General features: G+C 48.7%; 11 protein-coding genes and 3 riboswitches. Of the genes, 3 read left to right on the forward strand and 8 right to left on the reverse strand.

Annotated elements, in window-relative coordinates; genetic code table 11:
- The 4 genes from DESLBE_RS09260 to DESLBE_RS09275 all read right to left on the reverse strand — a co-directional run bounded on the left by DESLBE_RS09260 (position 1) and on the right by DESLBE_RS09275 (position 10,757).
- Positions 1-8,343, reverse strand: coding sequence for an InlB B-repeat-containing protein (locus DESLBE_RS09260; RefSeq protein ID WP_144676387.1), 8,343 nt, complete (start codon positions 8,341-8,343; stop codon positions 1-3).
- Between the two features lie 33 nt (positions 8,344-8,376).
- Positions 8,377-8,688 carry a DUF2149 domain-containing protein gene (locus DESLBE_RS09265; RefSeq protein ID WP_243131275.1) on the reverse strand — a complete coding sequence of 104 codons (312 nt, stop codon included), beginning with the start codon at positions 8,686-8,688 and terminating at the stop codon, positions 8,377-8,379.
- Entirely contained in the window at positions 8,639-9,313 is a 675-nt protein-coding gene (locus DESLBE_RS09270) for a MotA/TolQ/ExbB proton channel family protein (protein ID WP_144676389.1), read from the reverse strand. Before DESLBE_RS09270 ends, DESLBE_RS09265 begins: the two co-directional genes overlap by 50 nt.
- Positions 9,314-9,448: 135 nt before the next feature.
- Positions 9,449-9,625, reverse strand: a riboswitch (cobalamin riboswitch).
- 229 nt (positions 9,626-9,854) lie between these two features.
- Complete coding sequence (locus DESLBE_RS09275) at positions 9,855-10,757, reverse strand: AraC family transcriptional regulator (protein ID WP_144676391.1); 903 nt, start codon at positions 10,755-10,757, stop codon at positions 9,855-9,857.
- 246 nt (positions 10,758-11,003) lie between these two features.
- Positions 11,004-11,192: riboswitch (cobalamin riboswitch) on the reverse strand.
- Positions 11,193-11,399: 207 nt separating this feature from the next.
- A riboswitch (cobalamin riboswitch) is annotated at positions 11,400-11,579 on the reverse strand.
- A gap of 579 nt (positions 11,580-12,158) precedes the next feature.
- Between DESLBE_RS09275 and DESLBE_RS09280 the strand changes: the two genes are divergently transcribed.
- Both DESLBE_RS09280 and DESLBE_RS09285 read left to right on the forward strand, forming a co-directional pair.
- Positions 12,159-12,419 (forward strand): AbrB/MazE/SpoVT family DNA-binding domain-containing protein, encoded by a 261-nt coding sequence (locus tag DESLBE_RS09280; RefSeq protein WP_144676392.1) that lies wholly within the window; start codon positions 12,159-12,161, stop codon positions 12,417-12,419.
- Positions 12,419-12,673, forward strand: coding sequence for a type II toxin-antitoxin system YafQ family toxin (locus DESLBE_RS09285; RefSeq protein WP_144676394.1), 255 nt, complete (start codon positions 12,419-12,421; stop codon positions 12,671-12,673). Before DESLBE_RS09280 ends, DESLBE_RS09285 begins: the two co-directional genes overlap by 1 nt.
- Positions 12,674-12,824: 151 nt before the next feature.
- Here the strand turns inward: DESLBE_RS09285 and DESLBE_RS09290 are convergent, their stop codons facing one another.
- A complete protein-coding gene (locus tag DESLBE_RS09290) occupies positions 12,825-13,637 on the reverse strand; it encodes an Rpn family recombination-promoting nuclease/putative transposase (RefSeq protein ID WP_282433897.1) in 813 nt (270 codons plus the stop codon).
- On the opposite strand from DESLBE_RS09290, the gene DESLBE_RS27270 reads away from it, so the two are divergent.
- Entirely contained in the window at positions 13,524-13,787 is a 264-nt protein-coding gene (locus tag DESLBE_RS27270; RefSeq protein WP_282433882.1) for a hypothetical protein, read from the forward strand. The two genes, DESLBE_RS09290 and DESLBE_RS27270, sit on opposite strands and share 114 nt — an antisense overlap.
- Before the next feature lie 330 nt (positions 13,788-14,117).
- Here the strand turns inward: DESLBE_RS27270 and DESLBE_RS09295 are convergent, their stop codons facing one another.
- From DESLBE_RS09295 to DESLBE_RS09305, 3 genes are all read right to left on the reverse strand, one after another.
- The gene (locus DESLBE_RS09295; RefSeq protein ID WP_015943492.1) at positions 14,118-14,360 is read right to left on the reverse strand and encodes a 4Fe-4S binding protein; all 243 of its coding nucleotides are present in this window, start codon (positions 14,358-14,360) and stop codon (positions 14,118-14,120) included.
- Positions 14,361-14,386: 26 nt separating this feature from the next.
- Complete coding sequence (locus DESLBE_RS09300) at positions 14,387-15,073, reverse strand: response regulator transcription factor (protein ID WP_015943491.1); 687 nt, start codon at positions 15,071-15,073, stop codon at positions 14,387-14,389.
- A 75-nt stretch (positions 15,074-15,148) separates the two neighbouring features.
- Positions 15,149-16,264, reverse strand: a complete 1,116-nt coding sequence (locus DESLBE_RS09305) for a HAMP domain-containing sensor histidine kinase (protein WP_041272054.1) — start codon at positions 16,262-16,264, stop codon at positions 15,149-15,151.
- Between the last annotated feature and the right edge of the window lie 149 nt (positions 16,265-16,413).

The raw sequence follows: 16,413 nt of genomic DNA on the forward strand, positions 1-16,413 counted from the left end.
CTAGTTATCTCCCTTGTGCCTCTTATACCGACGCCAGCCGGCGGCGGCCAGGATACCCAGAACTCCGGTTGAGACAAGAGCGACGGCCAGGGGATTTTCCTTTACCACATCCCTGACGATTTCAAATACGGTCAGCTGCTCCTTATCTTCGTCGTCCTCAGCTTCGTCCTTGGCTCCGCCGGCCGGGGAACCGCCCTGCTCCTGATCCTCTTCTTGGTTGCCTCTATTTCTTTCAATCGTCGTCTGTTCATCCTGCCGGGCCATTACTGAAGAAGTCGCTGTCTCTTCCCCGTTGTCCGAAGGCGCTCTGCTGTCGGCTGAAGCCGTCCGGTCGGCATTGCCTCCCTGTCCGTCACTGCTGCCGTCGCCTATGCCACTGCCGCTTCCGGTACCAATACCGCCGTCACCAGTGCCCGGTCCGCTTCCCGATCCTTCTCCATTTCCAATACCACTTGGGGGAACCGGGATTGGGTCCACTGGAGGAGCCGGCGGGGGACCCGGTGGGGGAGGAAGAACACTACCTCCTCCTGGCAGGGGGCCCGGCGGCTTTGGTTTTTCTTTTTCCTCCATCTGGAAGGTGGCCCGTACTGTTGCATTTGATTCGAGATCAAATTGTGAATCTTTAATAGGTTTTTCTTCTCCGCCTTGTTCGACCACAAGCTTTACGAGTTTATACTCATAGGATGTTGTCTCGTCCTTGGGCTCAGAGGGGTTAGGGGTTGCCGTCACATGAATTGTAGAGGTTTGGCCGGCATAAATCTCTGTCTCCGGGTCTCCTTGAGCATAGTCTGTGCCTTTGTCGGTTCGTTTCGGGTCAATTACAGTAAATGACACAGTACCAAAGTCTTTTCCATCTATTATTTCCGCAGTTATTCGGTAATAGGTCGGTTCCCCCCATTCCGGACGGCCTGCACTGTCATCCTGAGTCCAGACATTTTGATGCTGCCCTTCATCGCCGTCCAGCAGATAGGCGACCTCGCCACTGGCGAATTGCTCCGGCGTCATCCCTGTTGAGCCTTGGCCATCATTGGCATCGCTTAACACCGAATCAGCCGCAAGCGGCTCTCCATACACCCGCAGGGCCTGACTTGCGCCAGACTGCGGCTGGATGCCGTAGTAGTTATAGGCGCTGCCGGCGGCAGTGGCATTGCTGATGCCAAAGATCTCACCTGAGCCGGAATCGATAGATTCTCCATACCAGAAGCTGTTGGCAACGATCAATTTGGTGTTGGTTGCCGACCCGCCGGAGACCTCTCCGTATAACAGGCCGTAAGCGCCGGTTGTGCCTTTGATTGTACCGGTGCTGTAGCAGCTGCTTAAAGCCTCCGCGCCACGGGCGCTATAGTTTTCCATGCAATAACCAATCAAGCCGCCGGCCCGGCCGGCTTTTGCTTCAATATCCCCTGTGCTGAATGATTTTACGAATCTGACCTGATAGCCCCATCCGCATAATCCGCCCACATTGTCTTTTCCTGTTACCGCCCCCTTATTGAAGGTGCCTGAGCGGCCATAAACCACAGTAGCATTACCCACTAATCCACCCACATGGCCTGCATTTTCGGCAATGATCGCTCCCTCATTACCGCATTCTTTTCCATTCTCAGCTTCAAAAGAAACAGTGTCTGTGTTGCCGATCAGACCGCCGACAAAATTACCGGAAGCTGCGCTAACTGTGATATTACCTGTGTTTGTACAAGCGGCTAAGATTGCACCACTACTACCACCACCACCAGATATGCCGATAATTCCGCCGACATTGCTGACAGAGTCGCCCGTCAGATTAAAGTCTGCTTCATTAAGGCAATTCTTAATGTCAACTGACTTACCGCCCCTTCCGATAATCCCGCCGATGCATTGTCTACCGGAAACCGGCTTATGGTTCTGGCAATTGGAAATCGACACAGAGCCTAAAAGATCAGTTACTCCTCCCATAATCCCGCCGATATTTTCTGTGGCGGCGACTGGGCCGTTGTTCTTGCAATCCGAAATAGTCACCGTTCCAGAGTCCGGGGCCTGGCCGACGATGCCCCCGACATTTTTACTCCCTCTAATGGCGCTATTGCTATTGTTCGTGCATCCTGTAAATTTGCTGCCGGATTTAGCGACGCCGGCGACGCTGCCGATATTATCAAAGCTGCCGCCGCTGACATCGAAATTCACAGAGACGGTGGTGTCGGAAATGGTTCCATAATTGTACCGGGCAACAGTTCCGGTATCGTTGTCTGTGATCTTGAAACTGCCCTCCATTGTGAGGCCGGTTACGGTTCCGCTGCCGCCGATATTGCTGAACAGCGGAACAGAGACATCCACCAGGGTGATGGTGTGTCCGTTGCCATTAAAGGTTCCCTGGAAGGGAAAAGCGGGATTGACGGCGATGCTTTCCTGCCAGTTGTCTGAACTAAGCCTAAGATTATCTCCCAGAGCAAAATGTTGGCCTGCGAAGGTTTCCCTGGCGGCAACCCGATCCCTGAGGATGTACAAAACGTCCATGCTTTCGATTTTAAAGGGCTTGGCCGCCGTCCCGGTCAGCAAGTTATCCATTTTCGTCCACTGGGCGTACAAGGTCAGATCGTCTTCAATAGCCTTCTCAAAATCCCAGGCTGCGCCGCCGCTCCTCCGGTCGAACCATCCCGCAAAAGTATAGGATATAATTTCGGTGCCGCCGGGCGGGGTGATGCTTGGCCGCGTAAGCTTAGCTCCCGGCTGGACTTCCAGGGTATAAACAGCCTCGCCATTGACTTCTCCGCCGTTGGCGTCAAAGGTAACGAGAACTTTTCCGGCTTCCTTCCAGCGGGCGGCCAGGGTAAGGTTCCCGATGACGGAAAGGGTAAAATCATACTTTTCGCCATTCAGAGTGTACCAGCCCAGGAACACATAACCCGGTTTGCCGGGCTGCTCCGGAATTGGCACCGCCTCTCCGGCCTGTACGGTCTCCGTCTTCGTTTCCAAATTGTCTGCAAATTCTCCGCCGGCGGCAGCAAAGATAACCTGATATCCCTTATCATCTTTTGGGATAAATTCCGCCGTGATCGTTATATCGGTACTCGGCATGGTGAAAGTGATATCCAAACCCGTCCTGCCTGGATCTCCCTTGCCGGGATCCCCTACGGCAAATCCGGCAGGGTCACTGATCCTGACTTGTTTCAACATTTGCTCCGCAGCGGGAACCGCCGTTACCTTCACCTGCTCCCCCGCCTTAAAATACTGATAATCCGGGATTAAGGCCAGACTGCCGCCGCCTGTTACCGTCCCGCGTACAGCCTTGTAGATCAGACCGTTGCTCTCATCTGCGATGATGGGATAGCCGTTCTCTTCTGTCCGCTGCTGACTCCAAATCCCTCTCCGGAATCCAGTCTGACCGCCGTCCAACAAATAGGCTACCTCTCCGCTGGTGAAGGCTTCCTTGCTTTGGAGCATCACATCCGCACTGTCCGCGTTACCTTTAGGATCAGTGGTCCAGTTATCGCTGCAATAATAATTATTCACATTGGTTCGAGAGTTCTTCCCTGTAATCGCACCCACGAAGGATCCCGTCGGCGTGCCGGAATAAGAGCCATAGTTGTAGCAATATTTCACCGCTGCCGAGGCGTCGCTGTTTTGCCCGGCGATACCCCCTCCGTTGCCTCCGGCATTGATTTGACCCAGGTTGTAGCAATCCTGGACAAGGCCGCTGTTTTCTCCGGCAATGCCCCCTACATTGGTGATGCCTTTAATCAAGCTCTCATTCCAACAGTACTGAATATTTCCGTTGTTTTTGCCCGCGATACCGCCGCCTCCACTGCCTGTTATCGTTTGTCGGTTCGAGCAATGCTGAATGTTACCATTGTTGTCGCCCGCGATACCGCCGATGTTGCCTCCCGTCACCGTCAGGACTCCTTCGTTGCTACAATAGGTCACTTGAGCCCCAGAGTTTACCGAACCGGCTATGCCGCCGAGGACGTCACACCCCGTAAGAGTACCCGTATTGCTGCAGTCTGTCACTATCACATTGGCACCAATTACCCCGCTGATGCCGCCAGCGTTCTGGCCGCTGGCGGCAACTGTTCCCTGGTTTTGGCAGTCACTTACCTTGCCGGACGCGATATAACCGACGAGGCCGCCGATGCCCATATCACTCTTGCCTCCGGTCACCTCGCCTGCGTTGGTGCAGCTGGTAAGCGTTGCTCCGTCCGCGTAGCCGATAAGACCGCCGACATAGCTGCTGCCGCTGATTTTGCTGTCGATAGGCGTACTGTCATCCACGGTATCGGCGACAACCTGACAGGCAGTGATGGCGGTGTTTTTGGCATAACCGACGATGCCGCCGGCATAGTTACCCCTGGTTTTAACCTTCCCTTTAACGGTCAGGTTCTTGATTTCCCCGCCGCTGGTATAGCCGAACAAGCCTTGATAGTCGGCATCCGTATCAATCAGCAAGCCGGAAATACTATGGACCTTGCCGCTGAGATCCTGACCGTTGAAGGTCCCCTTGAAAGGGTGGTCAGGGGTTCCGATGGGCATAAAACCCGCCGTAATGACAATATCCTCATCCAGAACAATCGTCTTGCCGGCAAAATCCACAGCCTCAACCGGTGTTTCGGCTATCATAACCGGTGTTCCGTCCATTTTCTCGCCGCGCACCAGTTCCGCCAGGCCGACCAACTCAGCGTCCGAAGCGATGTGAAATTCACTTTCGTTCGGATCATACCATGAGATATCACCTGCTACCGGCGTGACGAACATGTATTGAAGGACGATGTTATTGGTGCTTGAATCCGCTGGCATGGTTAGTATATAAGTGACGGTGCCGTCTTCGCCGCTTGCTTCAGTGACCATTTTTCTCGGTTCAAAGCTCAGCCTGAATAATTCGTATTCGGGATCGGGATTAATAACCACCTTGAAAGGGACCGTTGCACTGAGAGGCAAATAAACGCAGTCGTAGCTGTCACCGTCGATAAGGTCCGTGAATACTTTCTCCCCGGGCAGATCAAGTTCTACCGACCCCGCCGCCGTTGCACTGCCCCTCAGCGTCAGCTTATAGAATGAGTCCGGCGTGCCGACACCTTTCAGGATAGGGTAATCGTCCGTATCCCGCTGAGTCCATGTTTTATTGGCGGCGCCGGTCTGTCCTGCATCCAGAAGATAGGCCACCTCGCCATATTTGAAAGCATCGGCATTTTTGGCTGAGGGATCGTCGCTTGTACCTGCCACAAAGTAGTAAGAATGCGTTGCCTTTCCACTTCCCGAACCGAGAATGTTATTTACTCCACCGTCGGTTAAATTATAAGAGAAACAGGACGTGACTGCTGCTTTATCTGCACGAGAGCCGCAGATTCCACCAATCGTAGTTTTCCCTATCCCCCCGGAAACGCTGCCGGTATTGTAACAGCTTTCCACGGATGTCATTGCCGACGTTTCAATCCCTCCCACAACTCCGCCTACATTCTCGGCACCTGTTATCGTTCCTTCATTGCCGCATTTTGTAGTACATTTGTTGTAGCCTGATCTAATATACCCCGCTATGCCGCCCACATAATTGGCACCCGTTACCGCTCCAGTCTGACCATTGATACATCCTGTAAGGGTGCAGGAAGCGTCGTTCGGCTGAAAATAACCCACAATCCCGCCTATATAATTTTTCGTGCCTGTTATCACACCGATATTGCTGCATTGCTCAATCCTGCTAGTGAAACGACCGGCGATCCCGCCCATGTATTGCATTGCAGCTGTCCCGTCACAGAGTACTTCCCCGCTGTTCTCACATGATTTCAGGACATACTGTAGTGACTGACCACACCCCACGATGCCCCCGACATACTGATTATGGCCGATGATGCCACCCGAGTTCTTGCAGTTGGTAATCGTTACATTTTGAACGGTTATACCGGGCATTAGATTTCCAACTACACCTCCCACATAGTTCTTCCCCTCCACCTTGCCTGTATTTTCACAGCCGCTGATGGTTCTTTGGTTGGTGTCACCTTTGCCATTATTGTTATACATTGTACCTCCGGCAATACCACCAATATAATTAGTGGTGCCTGTAACCTGGCCGTTGTTGGTACAGCCGCTGACCAAGGACAAATCCCCGGCTCCCACTTCAGCTTTACAATTTATATAGCCTGCAATGCCGCCAATATACTGGTTAGTAGTTGTGCCCGTCCCTGTCACCGCGCCTGATTCGTAATTTGTACAGCCGGTAATTTTATACGTTAGGTTACCGGCAATACCGCCGGCGTGGGTTGTTGCGGTTGATACTGTACCGTAATTACCGCAATTTTCGATCTTTCCCGCCGCATCTGAGGTGCTGCCGACGATGCCGCCGACATACTTATTTCCCGCCACCGCACCAGGTTCCCCCGCACTGCCAAAAACACAGCCTATTAAGGTCGTACCGACCGCCTGGCCGACAATCCCACCGACATAGTCTTTGGCGCTGTAAACATTTCCCCTGACGGTCAGATTTTTGATTTCCCCGCCGTTGGTATAGCCGAATAACCCCTGGTAGTTTGTTGTGTTTTTCGGGTTCGCTTTGCTGCCCAGTTGGTAAATGATAGTGTTGTTATGTCCGTCAAAGGTTCCCTTAAACTGGTTCTCCGTATTTTTCCCATAATCCCCGATCGGTGTCCAATCCGTTGTCACCGTAATGGCGGACCCGGTCGTCGGTGCCAGGTCGATGACCTTGCCGGAAAAAGAATCCTGAGCAATCGATGACTCGCCATTTTTGGCCGTACCGTTAACGATATTAGCCAGGCCCACCAGCTGCGCTTCCGTACTGATGGTATAGGAGGAATCGCCAGCGTTGTACCAGTCATATTCAGCCGTCACTTGTCCCCAAAACCGGTATGTGAGCGCTACGTTGTGGTCCTGAAGCACGGCTGTGTACTGCTTGGTTGCGCTGTCATAGCCTGACACCGTTTCAGCAGGAGCGAAGACCACCTCATCCTCAGCAGCGGCACCTTCTTTGCTCACTGCCAGTTTGATGGAACTGCCGGCCCCGCCGCCGCCCGGCAGATAGGTGTATTTATCGCTGCCGTCACCGTCAAATATCCTATAGTTGTCACTCACCTGGGGTGCGACAAAACTTACCGTCCCTTGCTCATAAGGCGTTACCGGCTGCACCAGGGTCAGCTTATAAACGGAGTTCGTCCCAAAGACAGGATAGCCGTTATCCCCCTGGGTCCAGATTTTGTGATGCGGCATTGTGTCGCCGCCCTCCAGAAGATAGGCAACCTCTCCATATTTAAATGCCTCTTCGCTCTTAGCCTGTTCACTGTCATCCTCATCGTCATGGGTCAGATAAAAGCTATTAATTATTCCTGCTGTGCCGCTGCATAAGGGAGGAATCCTTTCCTCCGCCGCGCCTTTCCAATATGAAAAGCTGTTCGCGATCGATACCTTTTCTCCAGCGCCCCCTGCCAGACTGCCTGTTGTATCGGCTTTACCTTGAACCTTCGCCAAATTAGCACAGTTCCGAATAACCCCTGTTTCAATACTATCTCCAGCAGATACTCTTCCGGCAATACCGCCGGTATTACCATTTCCCATCACTGTCGCTTTGTTTATACACTGATCCAGCTCACCTCCGGCGAGAAAGCCGATGATGCCTCCCACATAATCGCCGCCGGTCACTGTTCCCTCTACCGTTACTTTTTTAATTATGGCATCTTTGGCATAGCCAAAGAGCCCCTGATAATCCTCACCAGCTTTGTCAATTGCAAGACCGCTGATCCTATGTCCATCGCCATCAAAGGTCCCGCTAAAAGGATTCTCCTCCATCCCGATGGGAATCCATTCCTCCACACCCTGCAAAGTTATATCCTCAGCCAATTTAATCGTCTTTCCGGTAAAGCTGATCGCGCTCGGAGTCGAACTTGTCGCAAAGCTCATCGCACTGGGAGTCGTACTTGCGCCAGAATCTATCGCACCCGGAGTTGTATTTACCGCGAAGCCCATCGCCCCAGATGTAGTACTTTCAGCGAAGCCTATGGCACCAGGTGTCGTTCCTCCGGCGACGCTCATCCCGCTTAAGACCCCTCTTCCCTCTGCTCCTGCCGTACCGTTAACCAACTGCGCCAAGTAGCGAAGTTCCGCTTCATTTTTTATAGTGAATGTTTCGGCATCCGGATCATTAAGATACCAGGAAGTAATCCCATCATCCTCGGCCTCTGTCCCATCCCCCATCAAAAACACCGGCTCAGAAGCTATCTCCTCTACTGCCGTCCTTTCCTCCGCCATAACTTCCACAGGTCCCGCACCGGACAGATCATCCCCATAGACAAAGCCGCTCATCGGCTGCAACACCAGAACAAAGCATAATAGCATACTTAAAAAAGAATAAATCCATCTCTTTTCCCTTTTCACTTAAATCTCCTCCCCAAATATGCCGCTGAAAAGTTATTCGGAAATGATATACATCCTGCCGGTTTTCGGATCTTCATACACCATGCCTTTGGAAGTGAATCCCTCGGCAAAGGAACCATCCTTAACGGCTTCTTCCAGGTCTTCAACCTCCACCAGATCGTCGGTGGAGATCACATCCTTCACCTGGCTCAAATCCACACCCCAATAGATAACAATGGACAGCATCAGACCGCAGGCAAAGACCAGCATGGCATCGACGAGATTGACAATACCGTCCAGGGGATTGATTTCTTCCCTATATAACCGTGATCTGCGCCCGCCCCTTAGGGCTCTGTTCCTGAGCATGGGCAGCCACCTCCTCCAGAACGCATTCCATGATCAGCTCAAAGTTGGTCAGGTAATCGTCATACCAGCGTTTGCGGATGTTGGATATCACATAGCTGACCGCGGCTGAACTGACACCGGCAATGGCCGTATCGAAAGCAATCGCCAGGGAAGCGGATAGGGTGGCCGTATCCCCCATTCCCAAAGCCACGATTCCGGGACCCAGGGGAATCAAAGTACCGAGCAGTCCGAACATAGGACCCAGCTTCGCCACCAGATCGGTAACCGCCGTCGTCCTTTCGTACTTACCCTCTTCCGTGGCCAGAAGTCTCTGGGCCGTGGCGATCAATGAGGGGTGCGGTAAGTTTTTTGACTCTATCACCAACTGCTGGAGAGCCTCCCGCTGCCGGCGGATCAGCCCGCTGCCCTCTATGGTCTTGCGCAAGCCTTCCGGACCGGCTCCGTGAATTTCCTTAATGAGGGTATAGATATCGACTTTCATCCGGCGTCTTTCCATAAACAGTTCCACCAGCAAGTCCCCTACCTGCCACACAGAGGTTATAATCAGAGCAACCAAGACGATCAGACAGGGCACCAGAATTCCCTGCCCGATTAAGTGCAATGTTTCGCTAAGCCAATGTTCCATCTTCTTTTATCTCCTGTCTCTTCTTAAAATGAAAAGGAGCCGATACATCCGGCTCCGAAAATAAATGACTTAGCTGTTAAAATGACTCTTCCTCATTCAACAGCAAAGCTGCTCACATACTTCCCCCCCGAAAGATTCGTGATTTTTGAACAGGGCAAGTCTCCTGACTCGAAATCATCCTCATCCCTTGCCTTCCCGGCTCCAGCCAGTGGATCTTTTAAGGGACTCGTCCTTCATACAGTAGCGGGGCTGTTCCGGCTTCCCACCGGATTCCTTATTAATGCATCTGCAACCCTATTCAGTATTCAATTTTTGCATCCATATTAAGATTTTTCTTCGTTACATCCCTCCAAGGCCTGTCCACTTTGAACTCATTTTTGTGACAGGTTTTTTTATAATGTAAAGTAAAAAAGAGCCTGCTTTCGGCTCCGGTAAACATCATGCAACAAACAAAGATGTATGATACATCCTGACTTAGACTTGTCACATATGTTTCCCTCCGAAAACTTGTGAGTCATCTTATCCCTTATCTTTATATCAATTATCCATTCTCTTTGATCTTTTTCACGGGAATATAAATATTGGCAACGGCACTCATGCTGTCCATCCCGCCATTCTCATTCGTGTAGAACTCAAAGGCCAGCTTTTCCTGGTCAAAAATATAATCGCTTTCTTCAAACCATTCCTCAAAAATATATTCCCAGGTCTTTTGAACCTCTTGGCCAAAAGCAAATCTGTCATGGGCCAAATCCGCCGGACAGGTGGTGAACACTGCGTAATCGGCCCCGGGAACCTCCAGAGTGACCATTCCCCGGGGAACGTAAGCAAAATCCTCCACCACAGGCCCAAAAAAATAATTTAAATTGTCGCTTTCCTGGTCGGGTTGAAACCACAGGCCAATTTCATCGGCGATCTCCCCTTTGGCCAATTTGGCATAATCCTCTTTGCTGACGGAAGAAAAATCGGCATGGAGCCAGTAGGCTCCCAAATCGGAGACTTTTGATTCCCTGCTCTTGCGTTCATCCTGAGGGGATATAGAATATCCCACCGCTTTGAAGCCTTCCTTCCGCGCCATCTTTACCTGCATGCCCATTCTTCCTTTCTCTGCATGCTCATTGTGCTGAAGCAGCATTTTTTTATGGGCCCGGGCACTCATGCCAAATTCTTTTTGAAACGCTTTGGCAAAACCCGCAGACGTCTCAAAACCGGACTTTAAAGCGATTTCGGTGATCCGCCCTCCCTGTCCCAGGGCTTCCCGCGCCCGCTGCAAGCGCCGGCGCCGCAGGTATTCGCCAATCGACAGGCTGTTGCAGATGCGAAACACATGGCAGAAGTGATAAAAGGAATATCCTAAGAATTCCGCCAAATCCTGCGCTGTAATGTTCTCATCGAGATGGGCCTCGATATAATCGCGGCAGCGCTCCATATCCCTCTTATAAGGCATACTTATGCCTCCTTGTCTCTTCAGTATAGCAGGTTAAGATATAAAAACTTTTCCAAACTTGCGAAATTTTAACAAGATCACTCTATTTCTTACCGTTTTCCCCAGGAATAAAAAAGAACCGACACATTCGGCTCTGAAATAAATATAACCAAGCTTTTTAAATAACGAGAAAATCAAACAGCTAGAATACAGCTCTCCGTTCTTCTCAGCCAACAGCAAAGTTGCTCACTTACTTCCCCCCGAAAGACTTGTGACTCTGAATAGGGCAAGTCTCCTGACTCGAAATCATCCTTATCCCTTGCCTTCCCGACTCTAACCAGTGGCTCTTCAAGGGACTCGTCCTTCATACAGTAGCGGGGCTGTTCCTGCTTCTCACCGGATTCCTTATTAATGCATCGGCTTAATGCCTTTGCAACCCTATTCAGTATTCAATTTTTGTATTTCTTTTTATATTTTCATTGAGAGCCTTTTTTGCCACACCCCTTTAATGCTTGTCCGTTTACTTCATTCTTCAATAGCTCTTCATAGGTAAAGTGAAATAAAAAAAGAGCCTGCTTTCGGCTCCGGTAGACATCATGCAACAAAGCAGAGATGTATAAATACACCCCAACTTAGATTTGTCACACTCGTCTCCCCCCGAAAACTTGTGTTCCTGAATAGGGCAGGTATCCTGACTTGAAATCATCCTCATCCCTTGCCTTCCCGGTCTTAGCCAGTGGTCTTTTAAGGGATTCGTCCTTCATACAGTAGCGGGGCTGTCCTGGTTTCTCACCAGAGTTCCCATATTAATGCCTTGAAGCAACCCTATTCACGAAAATATCCTATTTTTTATCTGTAACTCTCTTCTATAACCAACATTATAACACTCCTCAATTGTAGTCAACAGAATACTTTGACAATTAAACAGGCATTTTGTCATATTATGCTGAATTGAGCAAGTAACTGGTTTTTCATTCATCTGCCCGATCTCTGTGTTAGATATAGATCACTTTTTAGAGTTTTTTGAAATTGCCAACCAGTTGGGCATTTGGATAGCATTAACCGTCTACCTGTTTAATTGCCCTCTCATGGCCTGGTTGCTTTTATGCTTAGAAAGTACATAACGCCTGTTCACTCTTGACAGATCCCCTAGGCAGGGACATAATGAAGAAAATTTTCATTATTGCGAAAATTGGCAAAACGGCCCAAATAAGATTTAACATGGAAAGTGAGGAAAATCATGAGAGAAATCGCATTGCAACCACTATAGCTTTCATCAGAAATTCCCAAGCGCTTGGGAATTTCTGAACAGAAAACTAGATTATAATCTTTGAGGTTCGGGGTAGATATCTTTTGAAAAAAAGCATTACTATTGGTAAGAAAGTTAGAAAGTTATAATACTTTAATAGGAGATGATAAGCTATGTTAGCAGAGCTACGGGCCAAATCACAAATTACCATCCCCAAAGAGCTTGTGGATAAATTGGGCCTCTCCGAAGGGGACAAAATGGAGATTTACGAACGGGACGGTATAATCTGCATCATGCCGGTGGCTGTATATCCTAAGAAATATCTGGATGAACTTCGGGAAGAAATCAATAATACGAAAGTAAAAATTGCCTCCGGAGAACAGCCCGTTTTTGATAATGTAGACGCGCTGTTTGCAAAGCTGGAGGGAAACTGATGGCTTACGAGTTTACCTTTACCCCTCGCTTTCAGAAGCATTTCAAATCCTTGACTGCACAGGAAAAGCAGCGGCTTATGAACAAACTGGAATTACTGTCGAAAAAACCAATGCACCCTTCCTTACGGACTAAGCGCATTCAAGGGACAGCGGATTTATTCGAGTGCAGCGTCAATATGGATATTCGTATCATTTGGTATTACGAGGGCGACACTATGATTATCCTCGTTAACGTGGGACATCACAACATTTGAAGCAGTATTAGCGTTCTTGCAGTGTCCTACTTTCCTGGACAGTCGCAGGAAGCGCTAACTCCCACTGAGTAGCTCCTGAACAGATTGGATTTTTAGGACAGTCCAAAAAAAGCATCACTCCATACGAGCGATGCTTCTCAAAAGCACACCATCAGTTCATAAGTTTTCTTATCTCATCCTCCGGCAGTCCTGTAGCCTTCACGATCTTATCCATCTCTATCCCTAACTCCAGCAAATTTTTGGCTACTTCCAGCTTGCCTTTTTCCATGCCTTCTTCTCGGCCTTTTTCCATGCCCTTTTCCATACCTTCCATAATCAGCTTCTCTGCTAAAGTCATCATCATTTCACCCCTTTCCAGTGAAACTTCCTTGGCTATTTCGTAAATTCTTTTCAACTCCAGGTCCTGCCGGGTACTTAAGATGTATATGATCAAGGTTTCAAAGAATTGCTTCGCCTTTTCCTTGTCTTCCACCTTCTCCAAGTTGAGAACTAATTCATGCAGGATGGTATAGAAATTTTCTTCATCTTTGATAAAGATGGCCCGCATCGCCCTCAATACAATCAGGAGCAACATATTGCTGACCAGTTCTTGATCAGTGTATGTGGAGAGGTTGTAGAGGATGTATCTGTACTCCGGGATATATTGGGTTACCGTATCAGGCAGCTGTTCATAATAGTCGATCATCCCAGATAGTTTCAGCGGACCGTTCCATTGCTCCTGACCGTGATAGATTACCAGCGGAATGATGACCGGTAGTCTATCTGTCGGAGATTCCTTTAGCTTACTTTCCCATATCCTGACCATATATTTCAGCAGCTGCAGGGCTATGCTTTGGGATGGGGAGCTTTTATGCTCGAACAGAAAATAGAAGTATCCTTCATTCCCACGGATCCTCACTCGAAACAGCAGGTCGGAAAAGCTTTCCTGCAGCTCCTGATCGATATAGCTGTCCTTTTGCGGCAGGACGGTTTTCAGATCAACCAGTGCCCGAACCTCCTGGGGAAGATAGTTCTACAGAAAACTCCTGGCCGTGCCGACATCACCAAAGGTTTCTTTAAAAAATTTATTGTGGGGATTGTGAATAAGACTCATATTCTTCCCCTTCTTACTTAAATATTAATATATCATAGTTTGAGGTTATAGAGTAACTAATACCTGGATTTTAGGATAATTACCTTTTATTCCTTCAATAAAATTGCACCAAACATATGTTCTAAATACCATCACTTATGCGAATATTATTTGAATCTTTAAAATCGGATTCGTATCCGCTTTTAGCCATCTCCTCTGCTATAACCCTTCTGATAAATATCTTGCCCCAAGTTTCCAAGCGCTTGGAAATTTGGGGCATTTCACATGGTTTCGTTCTCCTGCTTAGGACTAGATCACCTCTTAAGCTCCGAAATTCCCAAACGTTTGGGAATTTCAAATGGCATTAACCCATCAACCGACTTTAATCGCCCGCTCATGGCAGTTATTTTGACACAGTTTACACCTTGTACAGGCGGATTCATTGCTGACATAGGCTCTCGAATTACCCTTGACTCTGATCTTTAATTTTCCCATCATATTAAGCTGATTATAATCGGCCTGCTTAACCTCTTTTAATTCCAATACCTTAGCCGGACATTGGCTGATACATAACCCACAGCCATCACACCGATTTAAATTAATGCTTACACTCATAAACCAACACTCCCCTAAATTAAATTTTACGGATTAAACCGATAGCCGGTTCCCCAGACGGTCTCTATATATTCCGGGTTGGCCGGGTCTCTTTCGATTTTCTTCCTGATCTTTTGAATATGAACCGGGACGGTTGCCAGATCCCCGTAGTACTCTGCCCCCCAAAGCAGATCAAAGATGCGCTCCTTGCTGAAAAGTATATTCGGGTTGGAAGCAAAGAAGAGCAGGAGTTCGTATTCCTTGGCGGTGAACTGAACTTCTTTGCCATTGACATAGACTTTATGGGAGGCGGTATTGATTTCCAGCCCACGGTGATTAATCACCTCTATGCCCTGGTGCTTACCGGTCAGACGTTCGTATCGTTTCAAATGGGATCGGATGCGGGCCATGAGCTCCGCGGGGCTGAAAGGTTTCGTCAAATAATCGTCGGCACCGTAATCCAGTCCCCTGATTTTATCAATATCTTCACTGCGGGCCGACAGGACGATAATGGGAATCTCCAACTTCTTGCGGACTTCTTTAATGATCTCAAACCCGTCCAGCTGGGGCAGCATTAAATCGACGATCAGAATATCATAAGTCCCGGAGACAGCTTTCTTCAGCCCCGTTGCTCCATCCAGGACGATATCGACCTGGTAGCCGTTAAGCTGCAGGTAATCCCGTTCCAGTTCGGCAATATTGACATCATCTTCGATGATCAGGATATTTTTCATTGCCATAGGCCCTCCATCCTATTGTCATGATTGAACTACACTATTTCGCGCGGAGCAAAGTATTGAGAGGATTTATTAAGATGATTTACTAATAGGCAGCTTTATGGTAAAGCGGGAGCCGGCCCTGTCTGTGCTGGCAGCTGAGATTGTGCCCCCCTGGGCTTCAATCAACTCTTTGGCTATGGCCAAACCCAGTCCCGTACTTGTGAAATCTTTGGAGCGTTCCGTGTCAAGCCGGTAAAAGCGGTTAAAAATATGGGGCAGCTGCTCTTCCGGAATTCCCGGGCCATTGTCGGCAATGTCGATGCAGATATCATCTTCCTGAACATATAGCTCCATTGTCACCTTTAAATCCTGCTCCGGCCCATACTTCATGGCATTATCGATGATATTGCGGATCCCTTGATACACCCGTTTCCCATCAATAGTGACCGCATAGTCCCGATCCGTTCTGTTCTGATAGAAAAACTTGAATTGCCTTTCTTCAAACTCAAATTTTAACTCGGTGGCCAAATCGTCCAGATAAGCGCCTATGCTCAGGACTTCATAATTCATCGCCACTTTGTCCAGATCCAGCTTGGAAAACAAAAACAGATCGTCAATCAGCTTATTCATATAGGCAGTATTGCTGTAAATCGTCTCCAGGTAACGCTTTATTTTTTCCGGTTCGCCGACGCACCCCTCAAGAATTACTTCCAGATAGCCCTGGATCGAGGTAATCGGCGTTTTTAGATCATGGGAGATGTTGGCCACCAGAGTCTTTCTGTTTTTCTCATACTCCTGATTGCTTCTTTCGCTTTCCTGCAGTTTAAAAGCCATTTCATTAAAAGCGTAAATCAGCTGCGTGAATTCATTTTCGACTTCCGGCTCAATTGACACCTGATAATTTCCTTTGGCGATTTCATCAAAGCCCTGCTTCAATTGTTCCATCGGTTTAAAGACCCTCTTCTCCAGACGCCGGAAAAAACCGAGCTGGAGTATTTCCCGGGTGATGAGGATCAAGGCAAAAAATACAGCAATGGCTTTGAGCCCGATCCATTGAAAGAGCAGGTATAAAAGAAGCAAATTCAAAAGGACGCCGACCGGGCGCAGAAACTTCATGGACCTGCGCAATTCCCGAAATTCCCCGTGCTGCCTGCCCTTATGAAACTCCTCATGATACAATTTATGAAACTTTCTATCTGGTCTCAATCCATCACCCTCTTCCTGAAACCTCTACCTAAAATAACCCTTAACATCAATCCACCTGTTTTAATTTTACTTTATTATTTTAAATATCTTATAAACCAATTATAAAAACTTTATAAAAATCAAAAAGGATCTTTATATTTTTGCCCCTT

Origin of the sequence: Desulfitobacterium sp. LBE, assembly GCF_007830365.1 — a bacterium.
Classification (GTDB): Bacteria; Bacillota; Desulfitobacteriia; order Desulfitobacteriales; family Desulfitobacteriaceae; genus Desulfitobacterium; species Desulfitobacterium hafniense.